12 protein-coding genes are annotated in these 13,300 nt (G+C 71.2%); 9 read left to right on the top strand and 3 right to left on the bottom strand.

Annotated elements, in window-relative coordinates:
• The 3 genes from EBO15_RS46845 to kdd all read right to left on the bottom strand — a co-directional run.
• The coding region (locus EBO15_RS46845) for a hypothetical protein (RefSeq protein WP_267898422.1) at window positions 1-233 on the bottom strand (233 nt) is incomplete at its 3' end.
• Between the two features lie 67 nt (window positions 234-300).
• The gene (locus tag EBO15_RS20940; protein ID WP_158628308.1) at window positions 301-813 is read right to left on the bottom strand and encodes an NUDIX hydrolase; all 513 of its coding nucleotides are present in this window, start codon (window positions 811-813) and stop codon (window positions 301-303) included.
• 66 nt (window positions 814-879) lie between these two features.
• Window positions 880-2,019, bottom strand: coding sequence for an L-erythro-3,5-diaminohexanoate dehydrogenase (kdd, locus tag EBO15_RS20935; RefSeq protein ID WP_233616328.1), 1,140 nt, complete (start codon window positions 2,017-2,019; stop codon window positions 880-882).
• A 139-nt stretch (window positions 2,020-2,158) separates the two neighbouring features.
• On the opposite strand from kdd, the gene EBO15_RS20930 reads away from it, so the two are divergent.
• The 9 genes from EBO15_RS20930 to EBO15_RS20895 all read left to right on the top strand — a co-directional run bounded on the left by EBO15_RS20930 (window position 2,159) and on the right by EBO15_RS20895 (window position 13,166).
• Window positions 2,159-3,586 carry a KamA family radical SAM protein gene (locus EBO15_RS20930; RefSeq protein WP_122196114.1) on the top strand — a complete coding sequence of 476 codons (1,428 nt, stop codon included), beginning with the start codon at window positions 2,159-2,161 and terminating at the stop codon, window positions 3,584-3,586.
• 159 nt (window positions 3,587-3,745) lie between these two features.
• Complete coding sequence (locus EBO15_RS20925) at window positions 3,746-4,552, top strand: class I SAM-dependent methyltransferase (RefSeq protein WP_122196113.1); 807 nt, start codon at window positions 3,746-3,748, stop codon at window positions 4,550-4,552.
• A 634-nt stretch (window positions 4,553-5,186) separates the two neighbouring features.
• Complete coding sequence (locus EBO15_RS46840) at window positions 5,187-5,312, top strand: hypothetical protein (protein WP_267898421.1); 126 nt, start codon at window positions 5,187-5,189, stop codon at window positions 5,310-5,312.
• A gap of 71 nt (window positions 5,313-5,383) precedes the next feature.
• Window positions 5,384-7,249, top strand: coding sequence for a hypothetical protein (locus EBO15_RS20920; protein ID WP_147481590.1), 1,866 nt, complete (start codon window positions 5,384-5,386; stop codon window positions 7,247-7,249).
• A gap of 106 nt (window positions 7,250-7,355) precedes the next feature.
• Window positions 7,356-9,179, top strand: a complete 1,824-nt coding sequence (locus EBO15_RS20915) for a TOMM precursor leader peptide-binding protein (RefSeq protein WP_158628307.1) — start codon at window positions 7,356-7,358, stop codon at window positions 9,177-9,179.
• A gap of 56 nt (window positions 9,180-9,235) precedes the next feature.
• Window positions 9,236-10,741, top strand: a complete 1,506-nt coding sequence (locus EBO15_RS20910; RefSeq protein ID WP_122196110.1) for a nitroreductase family protein — start codon at window positions 9,236-9,238, stop codon at window positions 10,739-10,741.
• A 6-nt stretch (window positions 10,742-10,747) separates the two neighbouring features.
• Window positions 10,748-10,936: a hypothetical protein gene (locus EBO15_RS20905; protein ID WP_122196109.1), complete on the top strand. Its 189-nt coding sequence runs from the start codon at window positions 10,748-10,750 to the stop codon at window positions 10,934-10,936.
• Window positions 10,937-11,004: 68 nt separating this feature from the next.
• Window positions 11,005-12,279: an NAD(P)/FAD-dependent oxidoreductase gene (locus EBO15_RS20900; RefSeq protein WP_122196108.1), complete on the top strand. Its 1,275-nt coding sequence runs from the start codon at window positions 11,005-11,007 to the stop codon at window positions 12,277-12,279.
• Between the two features lie 329 nt (window positions 12,280-12,608).
• A complete protein-coding gene (locus EBO15_RS20895; protein WP_122196107.1) occupies window positions 12,609-13,166 on the top strand; it encodes a hypothetical protein in 558 nt (185 codons plus the stop codon).
• The last annotated feature ends 134 nt before the right edge of the window (window positions 13,167-13,300 follow it).

Genomic DNA, 13,300 nt, shown 5'->3' with positions numbered 1-13,300 from the left:
GTCGCGCCGCGGCCGCGTCCGGCCCTCCCCGCGATTCCGGCCCCGGTCCCGGCACCCGCACCGGCCGTGTCACCGTCGCCGTCCGCTCCCGCGCGGCCGACGACGAACCCGGCGCCCCGCCCGCGCAGGCCGTACCCGGTGGCGGCCGTCGCCCGCCACACACCCCCGACCGGGCTCGCCTCGACCCTGGTCATGGTGATCATCGCGGTCGTGATCAGCGCGGGCGTCGCCATCCTGTTCGCCCACTGACCCGCACACCACCGGCCGCACCCGCTCCGCGCGGGTGCGGCCGGCCCGCGTTCACAGAACCGGCAGGCGGCGGAACAGGTGCAGCCAGGACGCGCCCGCGCACCGCGCCGCGACCTCCTCCGGCGACAGCCACGCCGCCTCGGCGCACTCACTGCCGTCCGCCGGACGCGTCACCGGACCCGGAACCTCCAGCCGCGCGGTGTAGAACGCCATGAAGGTCCGCGGCGGATACCCGTAGTCCTCGGGCGGCGCGGCCTCCAACGTGATCGCCTGCCCGCCGAACAGCCGCAGCCGCCCCGCGGCCACGTCCAGGCCGGTCTCCTCGGCCAGTTCCCGCGCCGCCGCGTCCACCGGCGCCTCGCCCGGCTCCACGTGCCCGCCGGGAACCTCCCAGCCCCGGCCCGGACGATCCACCCGTGTCAGCAGCGTCCGCCCCGCGGCGTCCAGGACCAGCGTGAACGCCGTCGTCACGACCCTGCCGTCCACCGGCAGGACCTGCGTCAGCAGCAGATCCATCCGATGCGCGACGGGAATCCACGGAACCGTCACCGTTTCCACCACCATGCCCGCCATGATCGCGCATCACGGCGGGCACCCGGCGGCGGCCGGCGAACCGCCGGCCGACGACCGTCAGAGACGGCCCTCGAACAACGCGCGCACACCCGGCTCGGACCGCAGCAGGTCCAGCGCCATCTCCGCATGCCCCGGCACGAAACCGTTCCCGATCAGCATCGTCACATCCGCGGCCAGGCCCTCCGCGCCCAGCGCCGCCGCGGGGAACGACGTCGCCATCGAGAAGAACACCACCGTCCCGCCCGCGGCGGTCCCCAGCACCGCGCCGTGCTCACAGCCCGGCACGTCCACGCACACCACCGTCACGTCCGCCGGGGCCCCCAGTGCCTCGGCCACCGCCACCGGGTCGCGGGCGTCCGCCCGCACCACCCGGTCCGCCAGCCCGGACGCCACCAGCCGCCGTTCCTCCTCCTGCGACGGCACCAGCCCGACCGTCTCGGCCGCGCCCGCACGCCGCGCCGCCGCCAGCGCCAGCGATCCGCTCTTGCCCGCCGCGCCCAGCACCGCCACCCTCGGCGGCACCGGACGGCCCGCCACCACGCGATGGGTCAGCGCGGGCGCGCCGCACACGTCCATCACGGCCAGCGCCAGCGGAACCGGGAGATCGTCCGGGAGGACCGCGGCGATCGACCGCGCGAACAGGATCGCGTGCCCCTCCGCCGGGACCTGCTCGCTCATCCCGTCCCAGCGGGCCAGGCCGTCGGTGATCGCCAGCGGCGTCAGCGTCAGCGACACCAGCGTCGCGACCCGGTCGCCCGGCTTCAGTCCCAGGGGCGACTCCGGGCCCACCTCCGCGACGGTCCCGACGAGCATGCCGCCCGACCCCGTCACCGGGTTGTGCATCTTGCCGCGCTCGCCGACGATCCGCAGCACCTCGGCCCGGACCGCCTCGCCGTCCCCGCCGTGCGCCGTCCGCAGCTGCCGGTAGGACGCCGCGTCCAGGTTCAGCCGCTCCACCGCGATCCGCACCTCGTCCGGCCCGATCACCGGATCGGCGTCCAGGCGCACCGCGGCCTGCGGCAGCACCCCCGCCGGCTCCAGCACCCGGTGCAGCCCCACGGCCCGCCCGGACGCACCCCCAGGCGCGTCCCCGGGCGCGTTCCCCGGAGCCGTGGCGGGGACCGCCCCGGCCACCGCCTCAGAAAGCCCCGCACCGCCCGTGATCTCGGACGTTCCACCGGTCCCGGCGTCCCGCACAGCCACCTCCCGCACAGCCCCAGATGAGTCCCGAAAGATATCCGGGGTATCACTACTTCACGCGGAAGTCTTCCCGTATCGCCGTACTTATACAAGACTTTCACGCGATCACATCGCATCGCGAGGAAGAAGGTCAACGATGACCACCGCCCTGCGTCCCGACACCGCCGGCCACGCACCGGCCGAACCCGCCGGTCAGCCCTACGTCTACCGGCGCAGGCCCCTGACGGAACCCGACTGGCGGCGCCTCCCCGGATGGCGCGACATCACCACCGCCGACTGGGAGTCCGCCCAGTGGCAGCGCGCCCACTGCGTCAAGAACGTCCGGCAGCTCCGCACCGTCATGGGCGACCTGCTCGACGAGTCGTTCTACGCCGACCTCGAACGCGACCAGCGCGAACGCGCCACCATGTCCATGCTGCTCCCGCCGCAGATGCTCAACACCATGGACACCTCCTCCACCGAGGCGTTCTACGCCGACCCCGTGCGCCAGTACATGCTCCCGGTCTTCTCCGACCGCCGCACCGACTGGGCCTCCCACCCCTACTCCACCCGCGACTCCCTCCACGAGGCCGAGATGTGGGCCGTCGAGGGACTCACCCACCGCTACCCGACCAAGGTCCTCGCCGAACTCCTGTCCACCTGCCCGCAGTACTGCGGCCACTGCACCCGCATGGACCTGGTCGGCAACTCCACCCCCGCCGTCGACAAGCACCGCTTCACCATCAAGCCCCCGGACCGGCACGCCGCCATGCTCGACTACCTCCGCCGCACCCCCGGCGTCCGGGACGTCGTCGTGTCCGGCGGCGACGTCGCCAACCTCCCCTGGCCACGCCTGGAGTCCTTCGTCGACGCCCTGCTCGACATCGACAACGTCCGCGACATCCGCCTGGCCACCAAGGCCCTCATGGGCCTCCCGCAGCACTGGCTCCAGGACGAGATCCGCGCCGGCATGGAACGGCTCGCGACCAAGGCCAACCAGCGCGGCGTCCAGATCGCCATCCACACCCACGTCAACGCCGCGAGCTCGGTCACCCCGCTCGTCGCCCGCGCCGCCCGCGCCATGCTCGACACCGGCATCCGCGACGTCCGCAACCAGGGCGTCCTGCTGCGCGGGGTCAACGACTCGCCCGAGGCCCTGCTCGACCTGTCGTTCTCCCTGCTCGACGAGGCCGGCATCATGCCCTACTACTTCTACATGTGCGACATGATCCCCGGATCCGAGCACTGGCGGCTCGCCGTCTGGGAGGCCCAGGCCCTCCAGCACGCGATCATGGGCTACCTGCCCGGCTTCGCCACGCCGCGCATCGTCTGCGACGTCCCCTACGTCGGCAAGCGCTGGGTCCACCAGCTCGCCGAGTACGACCGCGACCGCGGCATCTCCTACTGGACGAAGAACTACCGCACCGGGATCGAGCTCACCGACCCCGAGGCCCTCAACAACCGGTACGAGTACTACGACCCGATCTACACCCTGCCCGAGTCCGGCCGCGCCTGGTGGCGCGACATCGCCGAGAAGGAGGCGAAGGACATGAGCACCGGCCAGGCCGCCGCCGACCACGCCTGACCCGCCGCGTCACGGCCGTCCGCCCCTCGGGGCGGGCGGACGTCCGTCCCGGGTCGCCCACCTCGACAATGGAGATCATCAAGACGCTCTCGCTCAAGTGCGGAACCGGGCACCCGGGGTAGGTGGTCCAGGGACGGGACCGGTGACGAGCGGAGCGCGATGGACAGCGGGAAGATCGACTTCAGCGCCCTCTCCGGCGAGGGCGTGTCCTGGACGCTCCTCGGCACCCTCTACCTGCGGGCCTGGGAGAACCGCCTCCCCCACCCCATCCTCGGCGACCGCTACGCGGCAGAGGCCCTCGAACGCATCGACTACGACTTCGCGCCCCTGAAACGCCGCCTCCGCCCCAACGGCAACCAGTTCCTCGTCGCGCTGCGGGCACGCCAGCTCGACGACTGGTGCACCGGATTCCTCACCCGCCACCCGGCCGCGACCGTCCTGCACCTCGGCTGCGGCCTCGACAGCCGCATGCTCCGCCTCGACCCGCAGGGCACCCTGCACTGGTTCGACCTCGACGTCCCCACGGTCATCGGCCTGCGCCGCCGCCTCTACCCCGAGCAGGGCCACTACCGGCTGGTCGGCGCGTCCGTCACCGACGACGGCTGGCTCGACCAGATCCCCGCCGACCGGCCCGTCCTCATCGTCGCCGAGGGGCTGTTCCCCTACCTGACCGCCACCGAAGTCCAGCGCCTGCTGCGCCGGCTCACCGACCACTTCCCCACGGGCGAACTGCTCTTCGACGGCCTGGCACCCTGGACCGCCCGCATGGGCCGGCTGTTCCGCTGGGGAGTGCGAGACGGACACGACGTCGAACGCATGAACCCCCGCCTCACCCTCGCCGAACAGGTCCCCATCACCGAACACCGCGACCGCATCCCACTACGCCGCTACCGCCTCCTCTACGACCTGATGAACACCGTCCCCGCCCTCCGCAACGCCTCAGCGGACTACCGCTTCACCTTCTGAAACCGGTGGCCGCCCGGTGCCGGTCGGCGGAGGTGGCGCCGACGAACATCCCGCCAGGACGGCCTGACCTGGTCCACTCCCTGGTGGCCCACCCCGTCGAGCCTGCCGCCGGTTCTGTCAGATGCCCGTGCCAGAGGCACCTTCGCAGGCATACCGCCTGCGTGGCCGAGCCCGCAGCCTCCTCCCGCGTGAAGATCCGCACCGGAGCACTGGTGTTCTGCGGCGAGGACGTGGCGCCCGTCCGCCGAGACCGGCCCACCGGCATCACCTCCCGTTCTGCTGGGCGCACGAAAAAAGGGCTCAGTGGCAGGCCGTTCGGCGAACGCTTGGGCGACCGTCCAATTCGGGATGACTGTTACATAGCAGGCGGCTTCTGTCACAAGTCCGGCGCAAACCTGAGCAAGAGGGCGACGAGCCGAAGCAGGCCAGGCCACCCTCCGGGTCTGCGCGTTCTTTACCATCCAGACCGCGCCCGCTGTCGAGGCCGCCCAGGTAACCGGCCCCACAGGTCAGGCACCGAACCCGGAAGGTTTCCCGCCCCAACAGGCGACTGTCGCAGAACGTAGCGGCTTGATGACATGAAGTGATGGCTGGTGGGGTCTGGCCAACGGGTTCTCAACCGAGGAGAACACTCATGATCACGACTCGAGCGGCGACCGTCGCCACCCCGCACGCCGCAGCCACGTGCCTCTTGCGCGTCCGGGAACTCGATGAGGGTTCCGGGGAGGTGGTCTGCCAGTCCGCCGGTGAGGACTGGTGAGTGCCAGAGGCCGGGTGTCGTCGTCACGGTGCTGTTTGAGGACGTTGGGGTGAGGGATGATGCGGCCGCGTTTGCTGGACGATGTGCGTTTCGTGGAGTGCGACGGGGGCGTGTACCTGGAGTGCGATCGGGGCGCCTGCACGATCGAGGGTGAGCACGGGTACGCATGGCTGTCGCGCCTGGCGCCGCTCCTGACCGGAGAGCACACCCTTCAGGAGCTGACCGGTCCGCTGTCGCCGGACCGGCAGGTGTTGGTGAAGCAGCTGGTGGGGGCGCTGGCGGAACACCGGTTCGTGGTGGACGCCCGCGTCGAGGAACCGCACGGCCTGAGCGCGGCCGAGCGGGAAACCTATGCGGCGGAGATCGCCTTCATCCGGTACGGATTCGACTCGGCCGAACGGTGCTTCGAGCGCCTGCGGCAGGCGCGGATCTCGCTGATCGGTTCGGGGCCCGTGCTCGAGGCACTGCTGCAGGCGGGCCTGAACAGCGGCTGGCGAAGCGTACGGGTGACCGACCTTGGCGAGGTGCCGGTGGATCTGGTCGCGGCGGTGGCGGACGCCCGCCGGGACCCGGACCAGACGGTGCATGCCGGTGGCCCCGAGCGGCCGTGGGAGGACGCCGATGTGGTGCTTCAGGTGCACGACGGGGACGGCATCGAGGACCTGACGTCGATGGCGTCGGCGTGCGCCGAGCACGGTGTGGCCTTGGGGCAGGTGTGGGTGCGCCCGGACGAGGCTTGGGTGACGCCGGTCGCAGCGGCGGACAGCACGTCGTCCTGGCGGCGGATCAGCGGGCTACCGGACCCCATGCCGCACCGGGAACCGGCCGGCGAAGACTGGTTGACCGGCGCGGTGCCGGCGGTCCTGGCCTCGCAGGTCGCGTTGTCATGTTTCGAGTACCTCACCGGGATGACGGATCCGCCGGCGGAACCGACGGCTTCAGATCCGCCACGCGCGGCGGTGGCTTCGGTGGTGACCCGGATCGACCTGCGCTCGCTCGACACCAACCAGCGCCATGTCTACCCCTACTCGGGTCCCCGCAACACGGGTCTGGATGTTGCTTCGCTGCCATTGCTCGCGGCCGATGAGCTGCTGGCGCGGGTATCCGATTACGTCGATGCCCGTACCGGGGTGCTGGGTGTCCTGGACACCGGTGACCTGGCGCAGACGCCGTTGGCGGTGTGCCGGGCGACCGTGTCCGATCCGCTGGGGGCGTTGCCGCCATGGTCGGCCCCGCCGTCGGTGATCGGGTGGGGCGGCACCGCCAGGACCGCGCGCCTGCGGGCGGCCCTGGCGGGACTGGCGACCTACCAGGCGCTGGCAGGGGGACGGCAGGCGGCGGCCCCGTACATCGCGCCGGTCGGGGTCGCGGCCGGGTTGTCGTGGCCGCAGGCCGTAGCGGCCGCGCTCGCCCAGCACGGCCAGGAGCTCCTACGCGAACATGCCCCGAACGACTTCCCCGTGACCGTCGCCCTGCCGGACGCACCGGTGGCGCAGTTGGTGGCGTTGCTGGAGGCAGCCGGTGAACAGGTGGAGATCCGCGACCTGACCGGCGCGCTCGGCCTGCCCGCGTACCTGGTCGGGACCGCGACCATCCCGGCCAGATCCAACGGGGGCGCTCCGGACACGATCCGATACGCGGCGCCCGTCTGCGCGGCCAGTCCGGTGGCGGCGATGCGCGGAGCGTTGGAGCGGGCGTTGCTGGCTTGGCAGGCTCGTACCGAGCGGCAGCCGTGGTACGCCGACCCACCGGTCCGCTGGCCCGAGGACACCGGGGACGAGGGCTCCGGCGAAGCGGACGCCGAGCGGTTCGCCGAGGCGATGACCGAAGCACTCAACCGCGCTGGACGCAAACCGGTCGTGTCCCCGCTCGCCCATGACGCCGAGGTGGCGCGGTTGCTGCCGTTCGTGGCGCAGGTGGTGATCGATCATGCCTGAACGCCTTCTGGAGGGCTCGCCCGACCGTCTGACCGGCGGCTTGCTGGGATCTGGGACGCTGCATGACGCGCTGCGCCGGATGCCGGTACCGCCCGACGTCCGGGTGGTGGCCACCGACGGCGACGACACCAGCCCCTACGACAAGGCATGGGAAGGCGGCACGTCCTGGCTGCCGGTGCGAAGGGAGGGCGGGGCGGTCTTCGTCGGCCCGGCGGTCGAACCGTCCCGTCCCGGCTGCCCGACCTGCTTGAGCGGGCGCCAGGACGCCAACCGTCCGCTGGCGGCGGCCCGGCGCGCCCTGCTCGAGCGCCCCGACGACCGCCGCGACGGCGACCGCCGTCGCGGCCTGCCGCTGTTGCCACTGATCGCGGATCTGGCCGCCGCGCTGGTATGCCACGAACTGGAGTCCGGGTTCGCTCGCACCCGGGGCAGCGTGTTGAAGGTGTCGGCGGACACAGGCGCTGTCACCCGCCACCGGCTGCTGCCTGACCCGCGCTGCCCCGACTGCGCGCCACCCGCCCAAGAAGTTCCCGTGCAGATGGCGGCCGCGCGCGCGACGAAGCCCGATCCGTTGCGGCTGCGGACCGGAACTCTGAGCGAGGGGTTGGAATCGACCTACGTGGATGCCGAGACCGGGCTGATCGGCTCGGTGGCGACGAGCCTTGACGGTCTGCTTCCCTGGGCGGTGGCCCGGCTCGCCCCGGGACACGAGGGCGATGCCAGCCGACACGGCTATGGCCACGCCCGCAACGCGCGTGCGGCTCGCCTGACCGCGATTGCCGAGGCTCTGGAACGCCACGCTGGTTCCCGTCTGTGCGGCCGGGGCACCGTGCGCGCCGCCTACGCCGACATCGCCGACCACGCATTGGACCCGTACTCGCTCGGCCTGTATCCCGACCACTGGTACGACCAGCCCGGCTTCCGCTACACCCGGTTCGACCCGGAGCAGCAGGTCGGCTGGGTGTGGGGCTACTCCTTCGCCGCTGCCCGTCCTCTGCTGGTTCCGGTCACCTACGCCTACTACGGCATGAGGGCCCCGGTCGAACCCAGGTGGGTGTACGAGTGCTCCAACGGTGCAGCCCTGGGCAGTTCCCTGAATGAGGCGATCCTGTACGGCCTGCTGGAGGTTGCCGAACGCGACGCGTTCCTGATGACCTGGTACGGCCGACTGCCCGTGCCCAAGGTCGACCTGAGCTCGACGGCCGACCGGCGGATCCCGTTGACCGTCGCGCAGATCCGGCAGACCCTCGGATACGAGGTCATGGCGTTCGCGATGCCGATGGAACAGCGCGTGCCCGCCTTCTGGGTCATGGCGGTCGACAGCGCCGTGGGCCGCGCAGGCGAACAGTCCCGTCCGCACGCTCTCTGCTCTGCCGGCGCCCACGCTGATCCCGAACAGGCGCTGCGCTCGGCGCTGGCAGAGCTCCTCGGCTTCCTTCCCACCGCCGATACCGGGCACGCACCTCGGTCAGACGATGCCGCATCGCGGGACCGCATCGTGGAGGCCATGCTCCGTGATGGCGACCAGGTACGAACGATGGAAGAGCACAGCACCCTGTACGGGCATCGGGACGCGTGGCCGCGCTTGGCGTTCCTTCCCGTCGACGAGCCGGGGCGGCCGCTGGCCGAGCTCGTCGAACCGTGGCCGTCCCACCAGGACCTCGCCGACGATCTGGCCGAGCTGGTCGGCCGCTACCTGTCCACCGGCCTGGACGTGATCGCCGTCGACACCACCTGCCCCGACCTCAAAGCCGGGGGGCTGGCCAGCGCCAAGGTCATCGTCCCCGGCACCGCGTCGGTGACGTTCGGCCACCGCTACCGCCGCACCCACGACCTGCCCCGCCTGCTGACCGTGCCCCGCCTGCTCGGCCACCGCGACCGCGACCTGCGCCCCGACGAGCTCAACCCGCACCCTCACCCGTTCCCATGAGCCCTCCAGTTCACCATCCAGCAGCCGGCAAGGACGGACTGAGGAAGGCGGAGGAGATGACCGACACCTACGGTGACGCCACCCGCCGCTTCCTGGCGGCCATCGACCACCGCAAGCCGGAGCCCATCGACTGGGACTCGGCCCCACCCCGTTACAAGCGGTACCGGGGCACCACCCGCACCGCCCTGCCCACGGCCGGGCCGCAGAGCTGGAAAGACGACCTGCTGCGCGGCCTGCTCGGCCTGACCCGCGTGTCCTGGAGCTATCCGGCCGACGAAGCGGGCAGGTTCCTCCCCGGCCCCCGCTCCGTGCGGGTCGGCCGCCCGGTGGCCTCCGGTGGCGCCCTGTACCCGATCGAGGCGTACCTGGCCGACGAGACGGCCATCCACCATTACGACACGGTCCACCACGCGCTGGAGACCGTCCGCGGCGGCGACCATCGCAGCGCGCTGCTCCCCCAAGGCGGGACAGTGGACGCGGCTCTGATACTCACCGCTGTCTTCTGGCGCAACGGCTTCAAATACCGCGACTTCGCCTACCGCCTTCAGTGCCAGGAAACCGGCGCCCTGTGCGCCCAGGCACTCACCCTGGCCGACCAGCTTCGCCTGCGCTCCGCACTCCATCTCGACCTCGACACTGAACGGGCCGACACACTGCTGGGACTCGACCCGAGGGCCGAAGGCGCCCTTGCAGCTCTCACCATCGCCACCGGCGACTCCGCAGCGACAGCTGGCACAGCGGCCCCTGTCCAGTTGCTGACCACCACGCAGGCTCACCTCAGCACTGCCCAGGCCGTCGATCTGCCGGTGCCTGTCACCCGCCTTCTACCGCACCTGGCCGAGCTGCACACCGTCTCTGGCAGGCAGGTGGCGGGTCGGCCGCTCTCGCCGCCGACCGGCCAGGACCCGCCGGTGCCTGGCGGACCGGTCATACCCCTGCCACCGGTCGCCGCCGTGGACCTGACACACGGCATCGGCCGCCGGGCATCCCCGCTCAACGGCTACCAGCCACGCCCCATCACCGCTACCGACCTGACGCAGATCCTGACCAGCGCCCGCCCCAGCGGCCGAACCACCACGGGCCTGTACGTCCTGATCTGGAACGTCACCGGCATCCCTCCCGGCGCCTACCGCTATGACCCGACCCGGCTCCTGCTTACCGGCAGCGGCCCAGCCGTCCCGGACCAGACGCCGCTGGCCGCCAACACCCGCCACGCCCTGCGCAACGCCACCGCCGCCCTCATCCCCGTCGGCGCCCCGCTCACCGAGGCGACCCACTGCGGCGACGTCGCCTACCGCCTCCAGCAAACCGAGACCGGCATGGTCACCCACCGGGCCGCCCTGGCAGCCGCCGTGCTCGGCCTGACCAGCCGCATCCACTCCGACGCCGCCAACCCCTCAACCGGCGCGGTACTCGGCCTGCAAGGCACCCCCTGGCGGCCCTTGAGCTTTCTGCTCATCGGCCACCCCCGCACAAACGAGCCGGCGCTTCCCGCGCCAGCCGGACCGGAAAGGGGCGCAACCCTTCCAGTCCACGAACAAGAACCACACATCAAGGAGTGAATCGTCATGATCGAACTCGCCAGCCAGCTCAACACCCTGCCCGTCGGGCCGCTCGACGTCCGGGCGGCCAGCACCGAGCAGGCAATCGACGCCACCGCGACGGGCAGGGACAGCTCCTTCGAGTACAGGACCTGCGCTGGCTGCGGCGGCTGCGGCGCATGCTACGTCCCGCCGCCCTGCCAGGGCGCAAACTGATCGATTGGCCAGGTGCCCGGCGTCAACCCCGGGCACCCGGCGGTGCCCAGTGATCTAGCAGTGGGCGGATGCCTGACGAGAGCCAGGCAGCCGCCCACTGCGCCACCAATGATCTTGTAGGAGAACTCGTGTTCGACGTGATCGTCGTGGGGGCGCGTTGCGCCGGAGCGGTCACCGCGATGCTCCTGGCCCGCGCCGGCCACAAGATCCTGCTGCTGGACCGTGCCCACTTCCCCAGCGACACCCTGTCCACCCACTACGTCCATCAACCCGGTCTGGCCCACCTTCACCGCTGGGGCCTGCTAGAGGAAGTCCTCGCCACCGGCTGCCCGACCCTGACGAGCCTCAGCTTCCACTCTCCGGGCGTCCGCCTCGCGGGCCCTGCCCCCACTCTGGGCGCGATCACGGGAGGCTGCGCGCCCCGCCGCCTCGTCCTGGACCACATCCTGGTCCGGGCCGCCGTCGAGGCCGGCGCCGAGTTCCGCCCCTGCAGCAACATGTTGGACCTTCACTGGCGCGATGGTGCGGTGGCCGGGGTCGTCCACGGCACCCGGAACCGAACTCCGCAGCTCGAACGTGCCAGCCTTGTCATAGGCGCCGACGGACGCAACTCCACCATCGCCCGTCTGACCCGCGCCCCCTACCTGCGCCAAGACCCCAGGCTCACCTACACCTACTACTCATACTGGAGCGGCATCCCCCAACAAGGGTTTCGCCTCTACAGCGTGCAGGGGGCGGGAACCGCGTGCATCCCGACCCACGACGACTTGACCCTCCTCGGGCTCGCGTTCACTCGCACAGGCAAGCCGATCGACAATCGCGACCGACAGCAGACCTACCTCAGCATGCTGAGACAGACCTCTCCAGAACTCGAACAACAACTCGCAGACGCCCACCAAGAAGAGCGACTGTTCTGCTGCGCCGACCAGCCGAACTTCTTCCGGCAACCGCACGGGCCCGGCTGGGCCCTGGTCGGCGACGCCGCACACACCAAAGACCCCGGCCCCGCCCGAGGCATCACCGACGCCTTCACCCAAGCCGACATGCTCGCCGACCACCTGAACATCCCCCTCGACGACCACCACCAGGTCAGCGAAGCCCTGACCCACTACGCCCAGTGGCTCTCCCGCGCCTTCGACGCCTCCTACCAGTACGCCCTGCACGCTGCCCGAATGGACGTCAACAGCCACCACCAGGACCTGATCGACAACCAGCACGACCCCGCCTACGTCGACCGCGTCCTCCGCGCCTACGCGGGAATCCTCGAACCCTCCCCACGCCGGAACGAACCACTGGTCACCGGGGCTCCCAGCCGTGACCCAGCCCAAGTGACGCCGTGGTAGGTCACGGTCACGCAATCGCCGTTGCTGCGGGTTGGGCTCACCTGTGGTGGCGCCGAGATGGCTCTGAATCGGCGGGGCGTATCCGTGGGGGGCGGATCCGGCAAGGGGCGCGCTGGTGCGTCGGGAGTGGGAGCCTGCGGCTCGACGACTCGCGCCGGCCTCGCCCGGAGCCGGGCCCACGCGAGACCGCTGTCGCTACGGACCGGTCCGATCCTCCTGGTGGGCCGATCGGTCGCGCCCGGCAGCCGGCTCGACGGTTCCAACCCCACCAGGGAGCGCATTGTGTGACGATTAAGTGACGTACAGTGACTTTCAATGGAGGTTATGCCATGACCATGACGCATACCGGACGAATCGCCCTGACCTTCGCGGTCGCGGCCGCAGGGGCGGGTGCCGCCTCCGCTCCAGACGCCGAGGCGACCCCGCAGCACGCGCAGGTCACACACGTCGCGAAGTTCCCGGCGCCGATGGTGCCCTTCATGATCAGAACCGGCCTGTCCGACGGCCACACGGTCTGCGCCACCCGCGAGACCCGGGACCCCGCGCACGTCATGCTCCGCGCCTGCAGCAACTCCAACCGCGCCCAGCACTGGCAGCGGCGCACCGTCGACGCCAACGGCTACGGCATCGTCTACGGCCTGGATGGTTCCTGCATCACGTCCGTGGCAATCCTGCTCACTTCGAAGCTCTGCCGCAAGATCGTCGCACCCGCCTCGTTGTCCTGGAAGCTGCTGCCCGACGGCAAGGTCCGCAACGCCGTGAACGGCGTCGACACCGTGTACTGGAGCACCTCCGGAGCCAACACCGACCGCCCCACCCTGAGCAGGGTCAGCAACCCCAAGTTCGGGGCGCGGTTCTCCATGCCCGTCATCAGCACACTCCCCTGACCGCGCCCCGGACTCGGCACCCAGGCACCCGCCGGCCGCACATCCCGGCGACGCTCCGGCGCACATCATCTGCCGGACAGGGCGGACCGCCACCCCAAGAGATCAGCCCGACCAGGGGCACGTTCCACCCCGCA

The organism is Actinomadura harenae, assembly GCF_003696215.1.
Lineage (GTDB): Bacteria > Actinomycetota > Actinomycetes > Streptosporangiales > Streptosporangiaceae > Spirillospora > Spirillospora harenae.
Note: the sequence above shows the minus strand (reverse complement) of the source record. Positions and strands in the feature narration are given on the sequence as shown.